Origin of the sequence: Microbacterium sp. NPDC089320 (genome assembly GCF_040684875.1) — a bacterium.
GTDB lineage: Bacteria > Actinomycetota > Actinomycetes > Actinomycetales > Microbacteriaceae > Microbacterium.
On the sequence record NZ_JBFBGY010000004.1, the window covers coordinates 434328 to 456893 of the forward strand.

The window sequence follows — 22566 nt, forward strand, 5'->3', positions numbered from 1 at the left end:
GATTCCGAAATCGGCGACGGGAGGGGCAGACTGGGGGCGTGCGAACCATCCGTGATCTGGACACCGTTGAACTCATCATCGACGCGCAGGGCCTGCTCGACTCCATTCGGGGCCCCGAGCGCGTGATCGACGCCGGCACGCTGCGCGCTCTGCAGCAGTCAGGCAACTACGTCGTCGGCCTGTTCGATGCCGAAGGTGGCGAAGAGCGGATGGTGGGCGCGTCGATCGCGTTCTTCGGCGCACCCGGTCGCCGGGCGATGCACTCGCACATCACGGCCCTGCTGCCCGACTACCGCGGACGCGGCTGGGGTCGCGAGCTCAAGGAGCACCAGCGCCAGTGGGCGTTCTCCCGCGATGTCGGTCGCATCACCTGGACCTTCGATCCGCTCGTCGCCCGCAACGCGCACTTCTTCCTCACCGTTCTCGGTGCACGTGCGACCGGATACTCCGTCAACCGCTACGGCATCTTCGGCGGCGGGGACGCCGGAGACGAGAGCGACCGTCTCGACGTCGAGTGGGCTCTCGCCGACATCGCCAAGTCGCCGGCATCCGATGCCGTGGTGGAGACGCTGGAGATCCCCTCGGACATCGAGACCATGCGCATCGCGGAGCCCGAAGCGGCGCATGAGTGGCGCACGCGACTGCGTGCCCAGATGGAGGGTCTGCTCGGCAGCGGCCTCACGCTTGCGGGGTTCGATGTCGAGAAGGGCTACCTGTTCACGGCCTGAGCGCCGCCCACCCGACCTCGTTGGGGTCCTGACGCGAAGCGGTCGCGGATAAGATTGATGTGCCCGTGATCACGGGCTTTCCCCGCATCCGACCATTGGAGCCACCGTGGCCGAACAGTCCCGTCTAGACAAGGTCATCGCCCTTGCCCGCCACCGCGGGTTCGTCTTCCAGGCGGGTGAGATCTACGGCGGTTCGCGGTCCGCGTGGGACTACGGGCCCCTCGGCACGGAGCTAAAGGAGAACATCCGCCGGCAGTGGTGGCAGACGTTCGTGCGCGGTCGCGGCGACATGGTGGGGCTCGACTCCAGCATCATCCTGCCCAAGCGCGTGTGGGAGGCGTCCGGTCACGTCGCCACCTTCACCGACCCGCTGGTCGAGTGCCTGAGCTGCCACAAGCGCTTCCGTGCCGACAACCTCATCGAGGACTTCGAGGCGCGCAAGGGACGCAAGGCCGAGAACGGCCTCGCGGACGTGCCCTGCCCGAACTGCGGCACGAAGGGTCAGTACACCGAGCCGAAGGCGTTCTCCGGCCTGGTGAAGACCTACCTCGGCGTCGTCGACGACGAGTCGGGACTCTACTTCCTGCGTCCCGAGACGGCGCAGGGCATCTTCGTGAACTTCTCGAACGTGCTCACCGCCAGCCGCAAGAAGCCGCCGTTCGGCATCGGCCAGGTCGGCAAGGCGTTCCGCAACGAGATCACCCCCGGCAACTTCATCTTCCGCACCCGTGAGTTCGAGCAGATGGAGATCGAGTTCTTCACGCCGCCCGCGGATGCCCAGGAGTGGTTCGAGCACTGGGTCGAGGCGTGCTGGAACTGGTTCATCGATCTCGGCATCGACCCCGCGAACATGCGGCAGTTCGACGTTCCCGAAGACGACCGGGCTCACTACTCGGCCGGCACGATCGACGTCGAGTACCGCTTCGGCTTCACGGGCAAGGAGTGGGGCGAGCTCATGGGCGTCGCGAACCGCACCGACTACGACCTGTCGAGCCACAGCGAAGCCTCGGGCCAGAGCCTGACGTACTTCGACCAGGCCACCGGCGACCGCTACACCCCGTACGTGATCGAGCCCTCGTTCGGACTCACTCGCGCCATGATGGCGTTCCTCGTCGACGCATATCGCGAAGAGGAGGTGCCGAACGCCAAGGGCGGCACCGACGTGCGCACCGTGCTCAAGCTCGATCCGCGCCTTGCTCCGGTCAAGGTCGCCGTGCTGCCGCTGAGCCGCAACGAGCGCCTGTCGCCGCTGGCACGCGAGGTCGCCGATACGCTGCGCAGCTCATGGGCCGTCGACTTCGACGACGCCGGCGCCATCGGCCGTCGGTACCGTCGTCAGGACGAGATCGGCACGCCGTTCTGCGTCACGATCGATTTCGATTCGCTCGACGACCGTGCCGTCACCGTGCGCGACCGCGACACCATGGCGCAGGAGCGCGTCTCGATCGACGAGCTGCACCAGTACCTCGCGGAGCGCCTCAAGGGCGCCTGACGCGATGACTGCTCCGGGGGGAACGGTTCAGGAGGATCGCCGCGCGGCCGTCCGGCTCGTCGCGGCGATCGTCGTGGTGGCACTCGCGGTCAACTGGATGCTGCTCGCGGTGCTCGACCTCGAGGACAACGACGGAGCCGCGCCGATCATCGCGATGTTCGGGGTGCCGGCGCTCGCCTCTGCGCTCGTCATCCAGATCATCATGACCAGACTGGGCGAGCGCAAGAACGTGCCCGCTCCGGTGCTGTGGCTGATGCTCGCCGTGCTGCCGCTCGGCACGCTGCTCGGATTCGTCGTCGCCATCCTGCGTGAACCCGACTACTTCATCGGCGACGAGTCTCCGTGGATGCTCGTGTGGGTTCCGATCTTCATCTGCGTCGGTGTCCTGCTGGGCGCGCTCGTGTGGTTCTTCTTCGTGTTCCCGATCGCAGGACTGATCCGGCTGGTGCCGATGATCAGGCGCGGCGAAGCGGCCCCCACCGCCATGATCATGCCGCTGATCTTCCTGTCTCTCGGTGTGGTCAGCGTGGTGGGCGGCCTGTCGGTGTCGAGCGGCGAGATCGGACGCCGCGCGGAGGCGCAGCTCATCGCCGCGTTCTTCGGTCTCCCCGGGACGTACGAGGTGGTGTGGGAGCCCGGGCTGTGGATCGTGCGGGCGATCGTCCTCGCCATCGTGCTCGCGGTCGCGATTCCCGCCGTGGCGGACAAGCGCAGGCGCGGGCGCAGGGCGGTCGTGGGCGCCGCCTGATCGCCCGCTCAGCCGGTGACGGCGAGCTGGATCCGCTCGTCGCCGCCCGACTCGGCCCAGGCCAGCGAGCGCGTGAGGATGCCACGGAGCACATCCAGGTCGATCCGGTCGAGGTCGGGGATGTAGACGCAGCCGACGCCGGTGCTGTGCTCGCCCAGTCGGGAGAGTGCCGCGGTGTGGGCCTCCACTCCGTCCAGCAGGTAGATGGTCGTGGCGGACGCCCGCGGCGCGAAGCTCAGGATCGGGCAGTCCCCCGTCGTGCCGGTCGGATAGCGGTACGAGCACGATCCGAAGCCGATGATCGTGCCCCAGGTCTGGGGTGTCCGCCCGGTCAGCTGCTGCATGAGCGAGGTCAGGTTCTCGGCATCCCGTCGGCGCACCGCGGAGCGGCACCGCGCGATGAGGCCGAGCACGTCGTCACCCGTGGGCTTCATGTCGCGGCTTTCGCCGCGGCCTTCATCGCCTTCTTGTGCTCTCGCACCTTGGTCAGCGACTCGGGCGAGACGATGTCGGCGACGCTCCGGTACGAGCCCTCGTCGCCGTAGTCGCCCGCGGCCTCGCGCCAGCCGGAGCCGGTGAACCCGTACTGCTTGCCCAGAAGGGCGAGGAAGATCTTGGCCTTCTGCTCGCCGAATCCGGGGAGCGCCTTGAGTCGCTTCAGCACTTCGGCGCCCGAGGGGTCGCCCTCGGTCCAGATGGCAGAGGCGTCGCCCGCCCAGTTGTCGACGATGTCCTGACACAGGGTCTGCACGCGCGCGGCCATCGACCCGGGGAACCGGTGCACGGCCGGACTGGTCTTGAAGGCCTCGAGGAACTCGTCCGGGTCCATCCCGGCGATCGTGGCGGCGTCGTTCGCGCCGGTGCGCTGCTCGATCTTCAGCGGACCGGCGAACGCCGTCTCCATCGGCACCTGCTGATCGAGCAGCATCCCGACCAGCAGCGCGAGCGGGTTGTCGGTGAGCAGGGCGTCAGCGGCGGGGTCGCCGGTGATGTGAAGGGCCATGCCTCCAGTCTGACACCCCCGCGGCGACCCGCGGAGTCAGATGCGGTGCAGCTTCGGAAGAGGGCCTTCTATGCGTGCGACCGAGACGCGGACATCGGCGATATCGGCCTTGAGCTCGGTCTTGACCTCATAGACGTCCTGCTTCAGTTCGGCTCGGAGTTCGGCGATGTCGCCTGTCAGTTCGGTGCGGAGGTCGGCGATGTCGCCTCCGACCTTCGCGAACCGCTGATCCACCCCGTCGAACCGCTCATCGACCTTGTCGAACCGCGCATCGATCCGAGCGAACCGGATGTCCAGCCCGCTGGCCTGCCGTGCGAGCATCCGCGAGACGCCGCCGAGCATGGTGGCGGTGACGCCGAAGAGGGCGATGATGATGCCGATCAGGTTCGGGTCCACGAGCATCCTCCCAGTCTGCGTCGAGTGATCGTCGCTGTCATGGGTTCGACGATATGAAGCACGGGAACATCGCCGGTTGAGGATCCGGATGGATGCCGAACGCTGGGGAGAAGTGCGCACCGCACACTCCCGTGCAGTGAGAGTGTTGCTCAGGCGGTCGCTGCGCCCTCGGCGTCCGAGGACTGCGCCGGCTCGATCGGCTCGAGGCCATACAGCGTCGACAGGGCCGCAGCGAACTCGTCTGCGCGGCCGGTCGCGGCGAGCTCGTGAGCGCGCGTGGTCGGTGCGTGCAGGAGCACGCCGGTGAGGTGACGGAGTGCCTGCTCGACCCTGCCGTCCTCGTCGCCGCGGGCGCGCGCGCGGGCGATCTCGGACTCGAGCAGGGAGAACATGTGCGACCGCAACGCGACGACCGACGGCGTGACGCTCTGGCGGCTGCCGACGACGTGGAACGTGTCGGCGGCTTCACGCACGACGGTGCGGGCCGCATCGGTCGCCTGCAGCTCTTCGAGCGGTGCGTGCAGGCTGATGGTCTCGAGGTCGAGCAGCGCGACACCCTCGAGCGCGGCGACGGCGGGGTCGACGTTGCGCGGCATGCCGAGGTCGACGACCATCTGGTTGTGCGAGGCCACGGGGCAGCCCTCGGGGGCGATGCCCGTCGGCGCTTGCAGGTGGTCAGGCGTCAGCACGGGAGCGGTCGCCGTCGTGCAGGTGATCAGCAGGCTCGACCGCGAGGCGATGCGGGCGTAGTCCTCTGCGGCGACCGGACGGATGCCGTGCTTCGCGGCGAACTTCTCTGCACGACCCGAGGGTGAGTAGACCGAGATGTTGACGGCTCCCCGTTCACGCAACGTCGCAAGCGTGACGGCGGCGTAGGCGCCGGTTCCGACGAGCAGCACGCGCTCGGCCGACCAGTCGGCGATGCGGCTGTCGGCGAGTTCGAGGGCGAGACGCACGAGCGATCGTCCCGCACGGCCGAGGGCTGTGACGTTCTTGACCTTGCGCTGCGCCTGGCTTGCGCGCTGGAAGAGACGCTCGAGCTCGGGAGAGGTCGTGCCCTCCTTGCGAGCGGACTTCAGAGCGCGACGCACCTGACCGGCGATCTCGCCTTCGCCGGAGACGACGGACTCGAGTCCGGATGCGACGGAGAAGAGGTGCTCGGCCACGCGACGACCGGAGTGCACTTCGTAGGCGCCGTCGAGTTCGGAGGCGCGTATGCCGGTCGACGCTTCGACGGCCTCGAGCACCGCCTCGACGCCGATCGCGCCCGCTGCCGTGACGGGCTCGTCCATCTCGACGTAGGCCTCGAAGCGGTTGCAGGTAGCAAGAACGACCGCACCCTGCACGCAGGACGCCATGTCCACGACCGTGGAGGCGACGTCATCGGGGGTGCGGCTCAGGCGTTCGAGCAATTCGAAGGAGGCGGTCTTGTGACTCGCCGTGACAACCAGCAGCACAAGATGATTCTACCTGAGGCTTCATGCAGGTCGGCCCGGAGGCGGATGGGAAGATGGAGGCATGCCCCTCTCCGACGCTCCGCTGCTGCGCGCCCTCACCGGCCCCCGCCCCGAGCACGCTCCCGTGTGGTTCATGCGCCAGGCGGGCAGGTCGCTCCCCGAGTATCGCGAACTGCGTGTCGGCACCCGCATGCTGGACGCCTGCCTCACGCCCGATCTCGCGGCGGAGATCACGCTGCAGCCCGTGCGCCGTCACGGTGTGGACGCCGCCGTGTTCTTCAGCGACATCGTCATCCCGCTGCGTCTCGCCGGAGTGGACGTCGAGATCGAGCCCGGTCGCGGCCCCGTGTTCGCGAACCCCGTGCGCTCGGCCGCCGATGTCGACCGCATCACGGCGATCGATCCGCTCTCGCTCGACGGCACCGCGATCGCCGAAGCTGTCGGCATCGTCACCGCTGAACTGGGCGACACCCCCCTGATCGGATTCGCGGGCGCTCCGTTCACCCTCGCCGCGTACCTCGTCGAGGGTGGGCCGTCGAAGGAGCACCTGCGGGCGCGCGCCATGATGCACGCCGACCCGGAGTCGTGGCACCGCCTCGCCGGCTGGCTCGCGCAGGTCTCGCGCCGGTTCCTCGAGATCCAGCGGGATGCCGGAGCATCCGTCGTGCAGCTGTTCGACTCGTGGGCCGGTTCGCTGAGCACCGCCGACTATCGCACGTTCGTCGCGCCGCACTCGCGCGTGGCTCTTGACGCGATCGGCGTGCCGAGCATCCATTTCGGTGTGGGCACGGGGCCCTTCCTCGGCGACATGCGCCTGGACGGGATCGCAGACGGTGTGGGCGTCGACTGGCGGATGCCGCTCGACGAGGCCGCCGCGATCCTCGGTCCCGACGTCTCGGTGCAGGGCAACATCGATCCGGCTCTGCTGTCGGCTCCGTGGCCGGTGCTCGAGGCGCACGTGCGTGACGTGGTCGCGCGCGGTCGCGCCGCCAGGGGCCACATCGTCAACCTCGGGCACGGTGTGCCGCCCGAGGCCGACCCCGATCAGCTCACCCGCATCGTCGAGCTGGTGCACTCGATCTGAGCGCCGCGATGGCGACCGCATCGGGGCGTGACGGGTTTGTCCGGCCGTGCTCCGGACGCGAGACGTGCGGCGGGTGGAAGGATTGACGCATGACGTCGAAGCCAGCCGACAGTGAGACGCCCCGAGCGGAGCCCACCGACCTCGCCGCGAGGGCGGCGGAACAGCACATCGTCGTGATCGGCGGTGGCATCGGCGGCCTGATCGCCGCGCGCGAGTGCGTCAAGGTCGGCATGCGGGTCACACTGCTGGAGGCGGACGTCGTCGGGGGAGCGATCCGCCGAGCCGAGCTCGATGGCGTCGTGGTCGATGCCGGCGCCGAGAGCTATGCGACGAGGGGCGGCCGCGTTCGCGCGCTGATCGAGGAGCTCGGCCTCGCCGACCGCATCGTCGCACCGGTCGCAGGCAGTGCCTGGCTTGCGGGGATCCCCGGCGTGGGCGCAGCGCCGCTGCCCGTCGGCGGGATCCTGGGGATCCCCGGCAACCCGTTCCAGGAGGATGTCCGCCGCATCATCGGATGGTCCGGCGCGTGGCGGGCGTATCTCGATCGCGTCCGCCCGCCGCTGACGATCGGCCACAGTCACAGCCTCGGCCGGCTGGTGTCGTCGCGCATGGGCGCCAAAGTGCGCGATCGCCTCGTGGCGCCGGTCACGACGGGTGTGTACTCGGCGTCGCCCGACGACGTCGACGTCGACATCGCCGCCCCGGGCCTCAATGCCGCCCTCACCCGGGTCGGATCGCTCTCGGGCGCGGTGCAGGCGATGCGGCAGGAGAGCGCGGCCAGAGCGGCGAAGGCCCGCGGAGCCGTGGGTGCCGCAGGTCCCGCGCTGGCACCCGGGGCCGCGGTCGAGGGCCTCGACGGCGGGATGACGGTGCTGATCGAGGCGCTGGTGGCGGACATCGAGAAGCTCGGCGGGGTCGTGCGCACCGGCATGCGCGTGACCGAGCTCTCGCGCTCCGCGGAGACGTGGACGGTGAAGGCCCGCGGAGACACCCGCGTCGAGACGGACGCGGTACTCGGCGAGGAGCAGCAGGAGGATGTCGAGCTCACCGCGGATGGCCTCGTCGTCGCGACCTCGGAGACCGCCGCACGACGGCTGCTCGAGGGGGTCGTGCCCGCCCTGGCCGAGACGCACCCGGCTGATGCGCCGGAGATCGAGATCGTCACGCTGCTGCTCCGGCCGTCCGCACTGCAGGGCGCTCCTCGGGGCACCGGCGTGCTGACCGTGCCCGGCAGCCACACCGCCAAGGCGCTCACCCATTCGAGCGCGAAGTGGGACTGGGTGCGTGCGGCGGCCGGAGACAGGCATGTCGTGCGGGTCTCGTTCGGCGCCCAGGGCGAACCGGCGGTCACCGCCGCGCTCGACGACGACGCCGCGGCGCGGCTGGCGCTGCGTGAAGCATCCGCTCTTCTCGGAGTGCCGCTCGCGGAGGACGACCTCGTGGCCTCCCACCGCGCCAGGTATGTGCAGTCGCAACCCGCATCGATCATCGGTTCCGGTGCACGCCGGGAGGCGGCGAGATCGGCCGTGCACGGCGTCCACGGGCTCGCCGCTGTCGGCGCGTGGCTCGCCGGCACGGGGCTCGCCCAGGTGATCCCCGACGCGCGGGAGGAAGCGGACCGGCTTCGTCGGGCGCTGCTCTGGGACTGAACGCACGACGAGAAGCCGAAAGTCGCGCTGCTGTCAACCCTCTGCGTGACAGATGCCGAAATCGGCATACGGGGCTACGCTGGACACCTGGCAGGCGGCTCCGAGTCGTCGGTTCGCCCCAGGCGTTCACACCGGAACAACGTGAGGAGACCCCATGAAGGGGAAGATCGGACTCGTCGTAGGAATCGGCGTGGGATACGTGCTCGGAGCCCGCGCGGGGCAGGAGCGCTACGAGCAGATCAAGGCCCAGTGGCTGAAGGTCTGGAACCTGGACCCCGTGCAGGAGCAGGTCGACAAGGTCAAGGGCTACGTCGGCGACAAGGCTGCGGCCGTGCCCGGTGCGATCTGGACCGGCGTGCAGAAGGTCGTCAAGTCGGCGAGCGGCAGCGACAAGACCGCGGGCCAGCGACTCGACTCCGCTGTGGCCGCCGGGCGCAAGGCAGCGGACGACATCGTCGATGCGACCGAAGACGCCGTCGAAGAGGTCAAGGACGCCGCGAAGAAGGACGACGCGAAGAAGCCCGCGGCCAAGAAGCCGGCATCCCCGGGCTCCACCGCCGCGAAGTCTGGCAGCTGACATGCCCCGCGGATACCGCGATCGTGCCGAGGACAGCCTGCTGTCCCTGATCGGCGATCTCCCCGAACTCATCAGCAGCCTCGTCAAAGCCGAGATCAACGCGGCCAAGACCTGGATCTCGAAGACGGCGAAGGACGCGGGCATCGGCTCGGTCTGGTTCCTCGTGGCGCTCTTCTTCCTGTTCTGGGCCGTGCCGGTGATCCTCGTGTTCGCGATCTCCGGGCTGTCGTCGTGGTGGCCGGTGTGGCTCTCCGCGCTGGCGGTGCTGGGAATCCTGATCCTCGCCGTGCTGCTGTTCGCACTGCTCGGCATCCTGAAGTTCCGCAAGGTGCTCGCTCGCAAGAATCCCGCTCAGGCGGTGGGCGAGGACATCCGACTCGTGAAGGAAGCCGGCTATGACGAACTCTGAGATCACGAGGCCGCTGCCCAAGACCGCGGTGCCCGCAGGGATCGTCGACCCGGTGCAGTCCGCTCGTGCCGAGCTGAAGGCCGCCCTGGCCGCGATCGAGGTGAAGGGCAACTTCCCTCGGCGCATCGACAAGGCGTCCAAGCGGGCCGCGGCGAGGGCGCGGGTCTTCGCCGACCGCAACCCGGCAGCGGCGATCGCCGGAGCCGTGGGCGCTGCGGTGATCGTCGGCGGAGCCGTCTGGGCGATCGCCCGCGCCCTCTCGCGCTGACGGCAGGCCGCTTCCTCGCATCCTGACTCGCGTTCGCGAGTGCTTCACAAAGGGGGCAGACTGGATCCATGTCCGATGTGCGCGAAGAGAACCCGTCCGGCTTCACCCTCTGGGCAGTCTGGCGACGAAACCCCGATGTGGCCGTCACCGAGTCCGACTCGACGGAGCTCGAGACGATCGTCTCGTACATCGAGGACTCCGGTGTCACGGTCCGCGGTTTCTACGATGTCTCGGGTCTGAAGGCCGACGCAGACCTGCTGGTGTGGCTGCACGGCGACACGGCGGAAGACCTCCAGAAGGCCCTCCGCCGCCTGCGACGCACCGAGCTGCTGCGCACCCTGCTGCCCGTCTGGAACGTGATGGGCGTGCACCGCGATGCCGAGTTCAACCGTGCCCACGTCCCGGGGTTCCTCCGCGGGGTCGAGCCGAAGGACTGGCTGTGCCTCTACCCGTTCGTCCGCACCCCGGAGTGGTACCTGGCTCCCGAAGAGGAGCGCCGCAAGATGCTCGCCGACCACGGTCGCAAGGGCGCCGCGTTCACCGGGGTCATCGCGAACACCGTCGCTGCCTTCGCCCTGGGCGACTACGAGTGGATCCTGCCGCTCGAGGCCGACGAGGTCACCGAGCTGGTCGATCTCATGCGCGACCTGCGCTACACCGACGCGCGGCTCTACGTGAAGGAGGAGGTTCCGTTCTACACGGGCCGACGCCTCCGGTTCGACGAGATCGCGGACGTGCTGCAGTAGGCCTGCGATGAACACTCAGAGTCAGACCGCCTCCCCGATCCGACTGGGCACTCGCCGCAGCGCGCTCGCCCAGGCGCAGTCCGGCCATGTCGCCGCCGCGCTCGAGAAGATCTCGGGGCGCCCCGTCGAGCTCGTGCCGATCACCAGCGAGGGCGACACGAATCGCGCGTCACTCTCGGAGATCGGCGGACAGGGCATCTTCGCCACGCGTCTGCGCGAGGCGCTGCTCGCGGGGGAGTGCGACTTCCTCGTGCATTCGCTGAAGGACCTTCCCACGGCGATCCCCGACGGTCTCGTCATCGCGGCCACGCCGGCACGCGAGGACGCTCGTGACGTCGTGATCACCCGGGGCGGCACGCCTCTGCACCAGCTCCGTTCCGGCAGCAAGGTCGGCACGGGGTCACCTCGGCGAATCGCCCAGGTGCACCGTCGGGCGCCGCACGCTGAGGTCGTCGACATCCGAGGCAACGTCGATTCGCGACTGCAGCGCGTGGCATCGGGAGAACTGGATGCCGTCATCCTGGCTGCAGCCGGCCTGTCGCGCCTCGGCACCGACTCCCCGCTGCGCCGCGAGGAGCTGGGCCTGTCGGAATGGCCGACCGCGCCGGGTCAGGGCTCGCTCGCCGTGGAGACCCGCGCCGACGCGCCGACGGAGCTGCTCGACGCGCTCGCCGAACTCGACGACCTCGACACCCGCCTGGCCGTCACGGTCGAGCGTGCCGTTCTCGAGGGGCTCGACGCCGGATGCCAGGCGCCGATGGCCGCGCACGCGGTCGTCGACGGCGACGAGATCCGCGTCAGGACCGTCGTCTACGCCACCGACGGCGGGCGTCGGATCGGGCTGGACGTCACCGAAGCTCTGAACGGGGAGTATATTCGTCGGAACGGCAGCGGCAATGGAGCGGATGCTGCCGGTGGTGCAGACCCGATGCACGCGGCGCGCGAGCTCGGGTTGTCTGTCGCCCATCGGCTGCTCGAGCAAGGGGCGGCCGACCTCGTCTCCCGAGAGCATTCCTCATCATGACCAATTCGAAGCAGGACCGACCGCTGGACGGCTGGCGCATCCTCGTACCCCGCGGAGGCCCGTGGGGCGACGGTGTCGCCGCCAGTCTGCGTTCCCGCGGCGCGGTGCCCGTCGTCGCGCCGCTGATCAACTTCGCGGCCACCACCGACCAGGCGGCCCTCGACGTGGCCCTCACTCGGCTTGCCGACGGGGAGTACGACTGGCTGACCGTGACGAGCGCGACGACCGTCGATGTGATGTTCGCGCATCGCGCCGTCGTTCCGCGCCGCACCAAGATCGCGGCCGTCGGCGAGACGACCGCAGCCGCTCTGCAGGCGGTCGGGTACGAGGTCGCGATGGTGCCGGACGACGACAATTCGGCAGCGGGCATGGCCGAGCAGCTCATCGCTCTCGAGACCGAGCCTCGTCGCATCCTGGCCCTGCGCAGCGAGATCGCGAAGCCGGTGCTGAGCGTCCTCCTGCAGGAGGCCGGTCACGACGTCGACAGCGTCGTGGCGTATCGCACGGTCGGCGTCCCGGTCACCGACCGCATCAAGCGCGACGTCGAGAACGGCCGGATCAACGCGATCCTGATCACCAGTGGTTCAGTCGCCGAGCAGGTGCGCGAGCAGTTCCCGGTGATCCCGGATGACACGCTGCTGGCGGCGATCGGCCCGAGGACGGCGAAGGATGCGGATCGAGCGGGCCTGCCGATCACGGTCGTCGCAGACCGTCAGACCGTCGACGCCCTCATCGACGCGGTGTCGAGCTTCACCCTCCCGCACGCGGCGGATGAGCTGGCACCGTGAGCTTCCCCGACGTGCGTCTGCGCCGCCTCCGTCAGTCTCCTGCCGTACGCGGGCTGGTTCGTGAGACCTCGCTCGAGCCCCGTCAGCTGGTGCTCCCGCTGTTCGTGCGCGAAGGGCTCACTGAGGCCGCACCCATCGGCTCGATGCCGGGCGTCGCGCAGCACTCGCTCGATTCTCTGAAAGCAGCCGCGACCGAGGCAGCCGAGGCGGGTGTCGGTGGCGTGATGCTGTTCGGCGTGCCCGCCGTGCGCGACGCTCAGGGCTCAGGGGCCGACGACCCGCAGGGCATTCTCAATGTCGCGACTGAGGCGCTGGCCGCCGAGGTGGGCGATGCCATCGTGGTGCAGACGGATCTCTGCCTCGACGAGTTCACCGATCACGGGCACTGCGGCGTTCTCGCGGCCGACGGATCGGTCGACAACGACGCGACCCTCGATCGCTACGCCTCCATGGCGCTCGCGCAGGCGCGCGCGGGCTCCCAGCTGCTCGGCCTGTCGGGGATGATGGACGGCCAGGTCGCGGTCATCCGCGAGGCGCTCGACTCGGACGGCTACACCGATGTGCTGCTGCTCGCGTATGCCGCCAAGTACGCCAGCGCGTTCTACGGGCCGTTCCGGGAAGCGGTCGACTCCCAGCTCACAGGCGACCGTCGCACGTATCAGCTCGACCCGGGCAACCGACGCGAGGGCGTGCGTGAAGCCGTCGTCGACGAGGAGGAGGGCGCCGACATCGTGATGGTGAAGCCGGCGATGGCGTTCCTCGACGTGCTGCGAGAGGTGCGCGACACCGTGCATATTCCTGTGTGGGCATACCAGGTCTCGGGTGAGTACGCGATGATCGAGGCGGCTGCTGCGAACGGCTGGATCGATCGCCGTGCAGCGGTCCTCGAGTCGCTGCTGTCGATCCGTCGTGCGGGTGCCGACGTCGTCCTGTCCTACTGGGCGACCGAAGCTGCGCGCTGGCTGCGCGGCTGAGCAGCCCGGGTCTCAGGGGAAGCCGACTCGTCTGAGTCCGCCCCTCAGGTCTGCCGACTAGCCTGGATGGGATGCCGGGAGAGATCCGCGCATCGTTGAGGAGTGTGCTGTGACCGACCGCAATGACGACCTGTTCTCCGCTGCCCGCACGGTGATCCCCGGTGGAGTGAACTCGCCGGTGCGTGCGTATGGGTCGGTCGGAGGCACCCCGCGGTTCCTCGCGTCCGCGAAGGGGGCCACGGTGACGGATGCCGCCGGCAACTGTTACGTCGACCTCGTGGCGTCCTGGGGGCCGGCGCTGCTCGGCCACGCTCAGCCCGAGGTGGTCGCCGCGGTGCAGGAAGCGGCCACCCGTGGGCTCTCGTTCGGTGCTCCCACCGAAGGCGAGGTGGAACTCGCTCAGCTGATCGCAGACCGCGTGCGGTTCGGTGAGGCTCGGCCTGTCGAGCGCGTACGGCTCGTGTCGACCGGAACCGAAGCGACCATGACGGCGATCCGTCTGGCCCGCGGTGCGACGGGACGCGACCTGCTGGTCAAGTTCGCCGGTCACTATCACGGGCACTCCGACGGTCTTCTCGCCGCAGCGGGCTCCGGTGTCGCGACGCTCGCGCTGCCGGGATCGGCGGGTGTGCCTGCGCCCATCGCGGCCCAGACGCTGGTGATCGACTACAACGACCCGGACGCTCTCGCTGCGGTGTTCGCCGAGCACGGCCCGCGCATCGCAGCCGTGATCGTCGAGGCTGCAGCCGCGAACATGGGAGTCGTGCCGCCGCTGCCGGGATTCAACCGACTGCTGGCCGAGACCGCGCATGCGCATGGCGCGCTGCTGATCCTCGACGAGGTTCTCACGGGCTTCCGTGTGCACCCCGCAGGATTCTGGGGACTCCAGGCTGCGGCCGGCGAGGACTACATGCCCGACATCATCACCTTCGGCAAGGTCGTCGGCGGAGGAATGCCCTTGGCCGCGCTCGGCGGCCGTGCCGAGGTCATGGATCTCCTCGCACCGCTCGGGCCCGTCTACCAGGCGGGGACGCTGTCTGGCAATCCGCTCTCGGTCGCTGCCGGACTCGCGACGCTGCGTCTCGCCACGCCGGAGGTCTATGCGGCCGTCGACTCCGCCGCAGCCCGCGTCTCGCGTGCGCTGGACGAGGCTCTCAGTGAGGCCGGTGTGACCCACGCCGTCGCCCACGCCGGCAACCTGTTCAGTGCCTCCTTCCGAGGGGCGGCACCTCGCGACTACGCCGAGGCGCAGGCGCAGGGGTCGTTCCGATACGCCCCGTTCTTCCATGCCATGCGCGAGCAGGGCGTGGCGCTGCCGCCGAGCGTGTTCGAGGCTTGGTTCCTCACAGCCGCCCACGGCGACGAGGAACTGCAGCGCATCGAGGCCGCACTGCCTCTGGCTGCGCGCGCCGCAGCCGATGCCGTGGCGGCTGCCTGACCGATCCGGTCGCGTCCGTCGCCGATTCCGTTCGATCGTGCGATCTGCCGTCGCTTCTCGACCCGGGCACCGGTAAGCCCCGCGCGCTGTGCGAGGCAGGGGTGCGGTGGCGGGTGTCATGCGCTCGATCTAGTAGATTTGTTCGAAGGTCGAGCGGAACACCGGAATGGAAGAGGGGCGGAATCGTGGGAACCGACAACGGATCGTTGCCTTCCTGTGAACTAGACACAGACATCTCGAAGGGCGCCGCTGGCAGACTGGTCGCATGGTGACGTTGCTGCTGGACCAGACGCAACTCGAGATCGTGCTCTCGCCGATCGAGCGAGCGGCGAGCTTTCACCGCGACAACGTGCGGCTCGTACGCGACACGATCACCAAGGTCCAGCTCGTCGACGATGCATGGACCTGGCTGCGCGGAGTGCCGAATCCGGGGACGCACATCCCGGGTGTGCTCGCAGCAGGAACCTGGAAGGCCGCCGGCAGCGTCGACTTCGTCCTCATCCGCAAACGACGTCCCAGTGTGGTCATCGATCTCTCCGGCGACGCGCAGTACCGCCGACTGATCCTCACGACGCGCCATGGCCTCGCGTTGACCCAGGCTCTCCGACTCGATGTGTCGGACGAGCCGGCGGACGTCGAGGAGATCGTCGCGACGTCGCCCACGCCGGTGTCCAAGGGCAGTCGGCGTCCGGTGATCCGCCCGCGGCCAGCCTGAGCCGAGCCTCACGCGAAACGCCCTCCGCAGCCTCATGGCGCGGAGGGCGTTCCCGTCGGGGGAGCGGCGTCAGGAGCGGTCGTGCTCACTCTCGTGGTGCTCATCCTGGTGGTGCCCACCCTCGTGGTGCTCACCGTCGTGCTCGTGCTCGTGGTGCTCGTCCTCGCGGTGCTCACCGTCGGGCTCGTCCTCGCGGTGCTCGTCGCCGGACTCTCCGTCAGCATCCTGATCGGCATTCGTGGCTGCCTCCGCGTCGGCTGAGACGTCACCCTCTCCGAGCGGATAGTCCCTCGGTTCGTCCTCGTAGTACGCGCGCGCCGCGGCGGCGAGCATGGAGGTGACGGCCGCGGATCGGGGGTCCTCGTCGGACTGCCCGTCGCCGTCGACAGGCGACGGAGCGGATTCTTCGGAATCCTGCACTTCGCTGAAGTACTCGACCCCCGAGTGCTCCTCCGCGCCGTCCTCCTGTGTGTCGGGAGCATCGGAAACGGCGGGAGCATCCGACACTGCGGGGGCATCGACAGTGGCGGCGCCGGAGAGGATGTCGTCGAACGAGGGCTGAGGCCGCTCCTCGGTCGGGGCCGCCTCCTGCTCGGTCCATTCCCCTGCGGAGTCGCTATCGGGCGTGATGGATCCAGAGCCATCGGCATCGGAGCCCGAGCCATCGGGCTCAGACGTGTCCCGAGCGTCCGGCGTCGCAGCGACGGCTGCGACCGGCGCTGCCGCCTCCGCGGCAGGCGCCTCGGCCGGGGCTGCCGTGATGGCCTGAGGCGCGAGCCTTCCACCGCGAACGAGATCGATGAAGACGTCCTCGAGCGTGGGGCCGCGCTGCACCAGGGTCGCCAGGGCGATGCCGGCTGATGCGGCGATGGCACCGACGGCCCCGGCGTTGCTGCCGCGAACGGTGAGACCCGAGCGGAGCACCTCGACTTCGAGGCCCGCTGCCGAGAGCGCCGCCTTGAGAGCATCGCGATCCTCGGCATCCACGACCACGGATCCGGCCGACGGGTCGGCAAGCGTCTCGATGCCGCTCGAGAGGACGAGCTGGCCCTTCGAGAGCACGAGCACGTGGTCTGCGACCTGCTCGATCTCGCTCAGCACATGCGACGAGACCAGAACGGTGCGGCCTTCGTCGGCGAGCCGGCGCAGAAGCAGGCGGATCCAGCGGATGCCCTCGGGGTCGAGGCCGTTCGCCGGCTCGTCGAAGACGAGCGCGCCCGGGTCGCCGAGCAGCGCGTGCGCGACGCTCAGCCGCTGCCGCATCCCGAGCGAGAAGCTGCCGATGCGTCCTTCCGCTTCGTGCTCGAGACCCACGAGAGAGAGGACTTCGTCGACACGCGAGAGCGGGATGCCGTTGGCCTTGGCTGCGATCGTCAGCTGGCGGGCCGCCGAGCGACGCGGACGATAGGCGGTCTCTTCGAGCACGGAGCCGATGGTGCGCAGCGGGTGGCGCAGCTCGGGATGTGCCACGCCGCCGATCGTGGCGGTGCCGCTCGTGGCGCGCACCTGCCCCAGGAGGATGCGCAGGGTCGTGGTCTTGCCGGCGCCGTTCGGGCCGAGGAAAGCGGTCACGACGCCGGGCTCGACCCGAGCGGAGAAGTCGGACACCGCCGTCACGTCGTTGAAGCGCTTCGTGACGTGCGTGAACTCGAGCACCTGTCCGTCGGGCATCTGCGACCTCTCGTTGCAGTGGGCAGTTCTGTCTATCCTGCCGGAAAAGCCGCCGGATCGTGCATTTACCGCACCGAGACGGCCGAATGCAAGGCTCGAACCAGGGGGTAGCCTGGCAATCGTGACCGAATCCAGTCCCGCGTCCCGGGTCCTCGTCCGCACCGAAGGAGCGCTCGGCAGGCTGACCCTGAACCGACCGGAAGCGATCAATGCGCTCGACTTCGGCATGGTCCAGGAGATCACGCGTGCGCTGGAGCGGTGGCGGAACGACACCGATGTGCAGATCGTCCTGATCGACGGCGAGGGCGAGCGCGGCATGTGCGCCGGTGGCGACGTGCGGGGGCTGCACGCACAGATCGTGGCGGGTCGATCCGAGGAGGCCGCGGAGTTCTTCCGCGCGGAGTATGCGCTCAACGCGATGATCGCCGAGTATGCGAAGCCTGTGGTCACGGTCGCAGACGGGATCACGATGGGCGGAGGTGTGGGTCTGTCTGGACACGCGGCCATCCGCATCGTGACCGAGCGGTCGAAGCTCGCGATGCCGGAGACGCGGATCGGCTTCACGCCCGACGTGGGTGGAACATGGCTGCTGGGCCGCGCCCCCGGCCGGTTCGGCGAGTACTTCGGACTCACGGGCGCGGCGATGAACGGGGCGGATGCCGTGCTGCTCGGCTTCGCCGACCACTTCGTGCCGTCCGATCGCCTCGATGCCCTGCGCGAAGCACTCGCGTATCGCGCCGACCCCACAGGCCCGGCCGAGATCGTGCTGCTGTTCGACGAGACTCCCGAGCCGTCGACGCTGCCGTCGTCGCGGGATTGGATCGACCACGCGTTCTCCGCCGACACGGTCGCGGAGATCGTGTATCGGCTGCGCGCGGACGCGGCTCCGGATGCCGGGGAGACCGCGGATCTGCTCGAGAGTCTGGCGCCGACCGGGCTCGCTGTCACGCTGGACGCCGTGCGGGAAGCGCGTGCTCTGCCGAACCTGCGCGCCGCCCTGGAGGGGGAGTACCGCCGCGTGATGTGGTTCGTCCTGCAGCACCCCGACCTGGTGGAGGGCATTCGGGCCCAGCTGATCGACAAGGACCGCACTCCGAAGTGGAACCCGGCGACCATCTCGGAACTCCCGTCCGCCGCCGGTGCCGATGCTCGCGACTTCACCCCCGAGCCGCCCCTGTTTTGAGGTATGCCGGTATATCTGCGGTTGTTCGCCGCGGTGCATAAACCGCTGGCCGCACCAGAAATGGTTCGCTGTCAGCGAAGGTCCTCCCACAGGGGGATACGAATGTCCGGAGTTCGTGCCACTCTTGCATGTGCGCGATCGTCGGCCTGCGTCCGCCCGTCGAGAGATCCGCCGATTCATCCTTCCTAGAAAGTGCGACTGTGCTGGGAAAACTCCTCCTCCGTTATCTCGCCCGTTACAAGTGGCTTCTCGTCGCTGTGCTGGTGTTCCAGTTCGCCAGCGCGCTGGCCACCCTCTACCTCCCCCGCCTCAACGAAGACATCATCAACAAGGGTGTCGCCCAGTCCGACACGGCCTACATCTGGCGCACCGGGCTGTTCATGCTCGCCGTCTCGCTGGGCCAGATCATCGCCTCGATCATCGCGACCTACTTCGCCGCTCGGGCGTCGATGGGTGCGGGGCGTGACATCCGCGCCGACGTCTTCGCGAAGGTCAGTGGTTTCTCCGAGCGCGAGGTGTCGCAGTTCGGTGCCGGCTCCCTCATCACCCGCAACACGAACGACGTGCAGCAGGTGCAGATGCTCGCGATGATGGGCGCCACCATGCTCGTCACCGCGCCGCTGCTGGCGATCGGCGGCATCATCTTCGCCGTGCAGACGAACATCGGTCTGAGCTGGCTCATCGCGGTGTCCGTGCCGCTGCTGCTGATCGTCGCGGGGCTCGTCGTCAGCCGCATGGTCCCGCTGTTCCGCAGCTACCAGGGCAAGCTCGACACCGTGAACCGCGTGCTGCGCGAACAGCTCACCGGCGTCCGCGTGGTGCGAGCGTTCGTGCGCGAGGGCATCGAAGAAGAACGCTTCCGCGTCGCCAACACCGACATCATGGTGGTCGGTCGCAAGGTCGGCTCGCTGTTCGTCCTGCTGTTCCCGCTCTTCATGCTGATCCTCAACGTCACGGTCGTGGCGGTCGTGTGGTTCGGCGGCATCGAGGTCAACAGCGGCTCAGTGCAGGTCGGCACGATCTTCGCCTTCATGCAGTACGTCGGTCAGATCATGGGCGGCGTGATCATGGCCAGCTTCATGGCGATCATGATCCCGCGCGCGGCCGTCTCGGCAGAGCGCATCGGCGAGGTCCTCGAGACGCAGTCGAGCATGGTGCGACCGGCCGACGGCGTGACCGCCTTCCCGACACCCGGTTCGGTTGCGTTCGACGGCGTCGAGTTCACCTACCCGGGAGCCGACTCTCCCGTGCTCACGGGCATCAGCTTCGCGGCTGAGCCCGGTGAGACCGTGGCGATCGTCGGATCGACCGGCGCAGGCAAGACCACGCTCGTCTCCTTGATCCCGCGTCTCTTCGACGTGTCCGGAGGAGCGGTCTTCGTGGGCGGCACTGATGTCCGCGACGCCGACGTCGAGTCGCTCTGGGCGACCATCGGCCTCGTCCCGCAGCGTCCGTTCCTCTTCACCGGCACGGTGGCGTCGAACCTCCGCTACGGCCGAGAGGACGCGACCGATGAGGAGCTCTGGCACGCCCTTGAGATCGCACAGGGTCGGGACTTCGTCGAGGAGATGCCGCAGGGGCTCGAGTCGCGGATCACCCAGGGAGGCACCAACGTCTCGGGTGGGCAGCGTCAGCGTCTGGCGATCGCCCGCGCGATCGTCCGTCAGCCGAAGATCCTCGTGTTCGACGACTCGTTCTCAGCGCTCGACCTCACCACAGACGCACGGTTGAGGCAGGCGCTGTGGCGCGAGCTGCCGGAGGTGACCAAGATCGTGGTCGCGCAGCGTGTCTCGTCCATCACCGATGCGGACCGCATCGTCGTCCTCGAAGGGGGCACCATGGTCGGCGTCGGCACGCACGAGGAACTCCTGGAGACGAGCACGACCTATCGAGAGATCGTCGAATCGCAGCTGGGGGTGGACGCATGAGCGAGCAGGACGCTCCCCAGACCCGCCGAGGTCGCAAGGCCCGGGCGACCGACACGACCACTGCGGTCGAGCCGGAGCTGACCGAGGAAGAGAAGTACGAGGCAGAGCTCGCCGAGAAGGCGCGCCAGGACGGCGGCGGCTGGGACAGCGTCGCACCGGGCAAGGCCGACAACTTCGGCAAGAGCTTCAGTCGGATGATCGGGCTGCTCAAGCCGTCGGCCGTCTGGTTCGTCCTGGTGTCGATCGCCGGCGCGGTCGGCGTCGTGCTGACGGTCGCGGCACCGAAGGTGCTCGGCGAAGCCACGAACCTCATCTACAAGGGCTTCATCTCGGTGCAGCTCGGCCAGGCGAACGGGGACTTCCCCGGGTTCCCCGCCGGAACCCCGCAGGACGAGGTGGTCGCCGCGCTCCGTCAGGGCGGTCAGGACGACTTCGCCAATCAGGTCGAGGCCCTCGGCAGCTTCCAGGTCGGAGACGGCGTCGACTTCGACGCGCTTCGGGGCATCATCATCGCCGTGCTGGCGATCTACATCACCGCCGCGTTCCTCAGCTGGATCCAGGGCTACGTCATCAACGTCATCATGGTCCGCACCATGTGGCGTCTGCGCGAGCAGGTCGAGGCGAAGATCAACCGCCTGCCGCTGTCGTACTTCGACAAGGTGCAGCGCGGTGATCTGATCTCGCGTGTGACCAACGACATCGACAACATCACCCAGACCATGCAGCAGTCGCTGTCCGGCGCGATCACGGCCGTGCTCACAGTCGTCGGCGTGCTGGTGCTGATGTTCTCGATCTCCTGGCAGCTGGCTCTCGTCGCGCTCGTGGCACTCCCGCTCATGGGCGTGATCTTCGGCGTCATCGGTCCCCGCTCGCAGAAGGCGTTCGGCACCCAGTGGCGCAAGGTCGGACGACTGAACGCTCGCGTCGAAGAGGCCTTCTCCGGACACGCGCTCGTGAAGGTGTTCGGTCGGGAGCAGGACGCTCTCGCGAAGTTCCAGGGCGAGAACGAGGAGCTGTTCCAGGCCAGCTTCAAGGCGCAGTTCCTCTCCGGCATCATCATGCCGGCGATGACCTTCGTCGGCAGCCTCACCTACGTGGGCATCGCGGTGCTCGGCGGTCTCATGGTGGCCAACGGGCAGCTGCGTCTCGGAGATGTGCAGGCCTTCATCCAGTACTCGCAGCAGTTCACGCAGCCCCTGTCGGAGCTCGGTGGAATGGCCGCGGTCGTGCAGTCCGGCACGGCATCGGCGGAGCGGGTGTTCGAACTCCTCGACACCGAGGAGCAGGAGGCCGACGACGCCGATGCTCCGAAGCTCGTCGACGGCAAGGGCGTCGTGGAGTTCGAGAACGTCGCATTCTCGTACACTCCCGAGCGTCCGCTCATCACCGACCTCTCGTTCCGCGTCGAGCCCGGCCAGACGGTCGCGATCGTCGGACCGACGGGAGCGGGCAAGACCACGCTCGTCAACCTGATCATGCGGTTCTACGAACTGAACGGCGGGCGGATCCTGCTCGACGGTCAGGACATCTCCGAGGTCACGCGCGACCAGCTCCGGTCGCGCACGGGCATGGTCCTGCAGGACCCATGGCTGTTCGCCGGCAGCATCCGCGAGAACATCCGCTACGGTCGCTCGACCGCGACCGACGAAGAGGTTCTCGAAGCGGCGAAGGCGACCTATGTGGACCGCTTCGTTCACGCTCTCCCCGAGGGCTACGACACGGTGCTCGACGAGGACGCCTCGAACGTGTCGGCAGGCGAGCGTCAGCTGATCACGATCGCGCGAGCGTTCGTCGCCCAGCCCTCGATCCTGATCCTCGACGAAGCGACGTCGGCGGTCGACACCCGCACCGAGCTGCTGCTGCAGCACGCGATGGCGGCGCTCCGACAGGGGCGCACGTCATTCGTGATCGCGCACCGCCTCTCGACGATCCGCGATGCCGACCTCATCCTCGTGATGGAGCACGGAGACATCGTCGAGAAGGGCACGCACGACGAGCTCATCGCCGCGCAGGGCGCCTACTGGCGCCTGTACCAGTCGCAGTTCGAGCAGGCCGCAACCGACATCGACGCCGACGACGCGCTCACGGGAGCGACTCCCGTGGTCATCAGCGGCGACGCCGAAGAGGCAGCTGCCGCGGCACAAGTGGGGGTCTCGGTGGGCGCTCAGACGCCTACGGCCGAAGCCGCCGCTGCACAGGAGATCGTCGAACGACCCGACGCCGGGGGCTCACGCTCCTGAGCGCCGGAGCGCCGGAGCGCCGGAGCGTCCGAGCGCCACAACGCCCCG

Annotated in this window: 22 protein-coding genes; 17 read left to right on the forward strand and 5 right to left on the reverse strand. The window is 68.7% G+C overall.

The window, feature by feature from the left end:
- The first annotated feature begins 38 nt into the window (after positions 1-38).
- From AB0N61_RS13935 to AB0N61_RS13945, 3 genes are all read left to right on the forward strand, one after another.
- Complete coding sequence (locus AB0N61_RS13935; RefSeq protein ID WP_363364947.1) at positions 39-728, forward strand: GNAT family N-acetyltransferase; 690 nt, start codon at positions 39-41, stop codon at positions 726-728.
- Between the two features lie 106 nt (positions 729-834).
- A complete protein-coding gene (locus AB0N61_RS13940; protein ID WP_363364949.1) occupies positions 835-2220 on the forward strand; it encodes a glycine--tRNA ligase in 1386 nt (461 codons plus the stop codon).
- A gap of 4 nt (positions 2221-2224) precedes the next feature.
- Complete coding sequence (locus AB0N61_RS13945) at positions 2225-2968, forward strand: hypothetical protein (protein ID WP_363364950.1); 744 nt, start codon at positions 2225-2227, stop codon at positions 2966-2968.
- Between the two features lie 8 nt (positions 2969-2976).
- Here the strand turns inward: AB0N61_RS13945 and AB0N61_RS13950 are convergent, their stop codons facing one another.
- The 4 genes from AB0N61_RS13950 to AB0N61_RS13965 all read right to left on the reverse strand — a co-directional run bounded on the left by AB0N61_RS13950 (position 2977) and on the right by AB0N61_RS13965 (position 5824).
- On the reverse strand, positions 2977-3402 hold the full coding sequence (locus tag AB0N61_RS13950; RefSeq protein WP_363364952.1) for a DUF1801 domain-containing protein: 426 nt from the start codon (positions 3400-3402) through the stop codon (positions 2977-2979).
- The gene (locus tag AB0N61_RS13955; protein ID WP_363364954.1) at positions 3399-3971 is read right to left on the reverse strand and encodes an HhH-GPD-type base excision DNA repair protein; all 573 of its coding nucleotides are present in this window, start codon (positions 3969-3971) and stop codon (positions 3399-3401) included. Before AB0N61_RS13955 ends, AB0N61_RS13950 begins: the two co-directional genes overlap by 4 nt.
- A gap of 36 nt (positions 3972-4007) precedes the next feature.
- Positions 4008-4373, reverse strand: coding sequence for a hypothetical protein (locus AB0N61_RS13960; protein WP_363364956.1), 366 nt, complete (start codon positions 4371-4373; stop codon positions 4008-4010).
- Between the two features lie 143 nt (positions 4374-4516).
- Complete coding sequence (locus tag AB0N61_RS13965; protein WP_363364957.1) at positions 4517-5824, reverse strand: glutamyl-tRNA reductase; 1308 nt, start codon at positions 5822-5824, stop codon at positions 4517-4519.
- 61 nt (positions 5825-5885) lie between these two features.
- Between AB0N61_RS13965 and hemE the strand changes: the two genes are divergently transcribed.
- The 11 genes from hemE (at position 5886) to AB0N61_RS14020 (ending at position 15496) form a co-directional block, all read left to right on the forward strand.
- Complete coding sequence (hemE, locus tag AB0N61_RS13970) at positions 5886-6908, forward strand: uroporphyrinogen decarboxylase (RefSeq protein ID WP_363364958.1); 1023 nt, start codon at positions 5886-5888, stop codon at positions 6906-6908.
- Positions 6909-6997: 89 nt separating this feature from the next.
- Positions 6998-8557, forward strand: coding sequence for an FAD-dependent oxidoreductase (locus AB0N61_RS13975; RefSeq protein WP_363364959.1), 1560 nt, complete (start codon positions 6998-7000; stop codon positions 8555-8557).
- Between the two features lie 154 nt (positions 8558-8711).
- A complete protein-coding gene (locus tag AB0N61_RS13980) occupies positions 8712-9134 on the forward strand; it encodes a hypothetical protein (protein ID WP_167948324.1) in 423 nt (140 codons plus the stop codon).
- Position 9135: 1 nt separating this feature from the next.
- Complete coding sequence (locus tag AB0N61_RS13985) at positions 9136-9543, forward strand: phage holin family protein (RefSeq protein WP_363364960.1); 408 nt, start codon at positions 9136-9138, stop codon at positions 9541-9543.
- On the forward strand, positions 9530-9811 hold the full coding sequence (locus AB0N61_RS13990) for a hypothetical protein (protein WP_167948326.1): 282 nt from the start codon (positions 9530-9532) through the stop codon (positions 9809-9811). The genes AB0N61_RS13985 and AB0N61_RS13990 overlap by 14 nt, the downstream gene beginning before the upstream one ends.
- A 68-nt stretch (positions 9812-9879) precedes the next feature.
- The gene (gene hemQ, locus AB0N61_RS13995; RefSeq protein WP_167948327.1) at positions 9880-10557 is read left to right on the forward strand and encodes a hydrogen peroxide-dependent heme synthase; all 678 of its coding nucleotides are present in this window, start codon (positions 9880-9882) and stop codon (positions 10555-10557) included.
- 7 nt (positions 10558-10564) lie between these two features.
- Positions 10565-11581 carry a hydroxymethylbilane synthase gene (gene hemC / locus AB0N61_RS14000; protein WP_363364961.1) on the forward strand — a complete coding sequence of 339 codons (1017 nt, stop codon included), beginning with the start codon at positions 10565-10567 and terminating at the stop codon, positions 11579-11581.
- Entirely contained in the window at positions 11578-12369 is a 792-nt protein-coding gene (locus AB0N61_RS14005) for a uroporphyrinogen-III synthase (protein WP_167948329.1), read from the forward strand. The genes hemC and AB0N61_RS14005 overlap by 4 nt, the downstream gene beginning before the upstream one ends.
- Positions 12366-13343, forward strand: a complete 978-nt coding sequence (gene hemB / locus AB0N61_RS14010) for a porphobilinogen synthase (RefSeq protein WP_363364963.1) — start codon at positions 12366-12368, stop codon at positions 13341-13343. Before AB0N61_RS14005 ends, hemB begins: the two co-directional genes overlap by 4 nt.
- Before the next feature lie 109 nt (positions 13344-13452).
- On the forward strand, positions 13453-14781 hold the full coding sequence (locus tag AB0N61_RS14015) for a glutamate-1-semialdehyde 2,1-aminomutase (RefSeq protein ID WP_363364964.1): 1329 nt from the start codon (positions 13453-13455) through the stop codon (positions 14779-14781).
- 265 nt (positions 14782-15046) lie between these two features.
- Complete coding sequence (locus tag AB0N61_RS14020) at positions 15047-15496, forward strand: hypothetical protein (RefSeq protein WP_167948332.1); 450 nt, start codon at positions 15047-15049, stop codon at positions 15494-15496.
- 69 nt (positions 15497-15565) lie between these two features.
- On the opposite strand, the gene AB0N61_RS14025 is transcribed toward AB0N61_RS14020, so the two are convergent.
- On the reverse strand, positions 15566-17167 hold the full coding sequence (locus AB0N61_RS14025) for an ATP-binding cassette domain-containing protein (RefSeq protein WP_363364965.1): 1602 nt from the start codon (positions 17165-17167) through the stop codon (positions 15566-15568).
- A gap of 121 nt (positions 17168-17288) precedes the next feature.
- On the opposite strand from AB0N61_RS14025, the gene AB0N61_RS14030 reads away from it, so the two are divergent.
- The 3 genes from AB0N61_RS14030 (at position 17289) to AB0N61_RS14040 (ending at position 22518) form a co-directional block, all read left to right on the forward strand.
- On the forward strand, positions 17289-18350 hold the full coding sequence (locus AB0N61_RS14030; protein ID WP_363364966.1) for an enoyl-CoA hydratase/isomerase family protein: 1062 nt from the start codon (positions 17289-17291) through the stop codon (positions 18348-18350).
- 200 nt (positions 18351-18550) lie between these two features.
- On the forward strand, positions 18551-20278 hold the full coding sequence (locus tag AB0N61_RS14035; RefSeq protein ID WP_363364967.1) for an ABC transporter ATP-binding protein: 1728 nt from the start codon (positions 18551-18553) through the stop codon (positions 20276-20278).
- Positions 20275-22518, forward strand: a complete 2244-nt coding sequence (locus AB0N61_RS14040; RefSeq protein ID WP_363364968.1) for an ABC transporter ATP-binding protein — start codon at positions 20275-20277, stop codon at positions 22516-22518. Before AB0N61_RS14035 ends, AB0N61_RS14040 begins: the two co-directional genes overlap by 4 nt.
- Positions 22519-22566 lie beyond the last annotated feature (48 nt).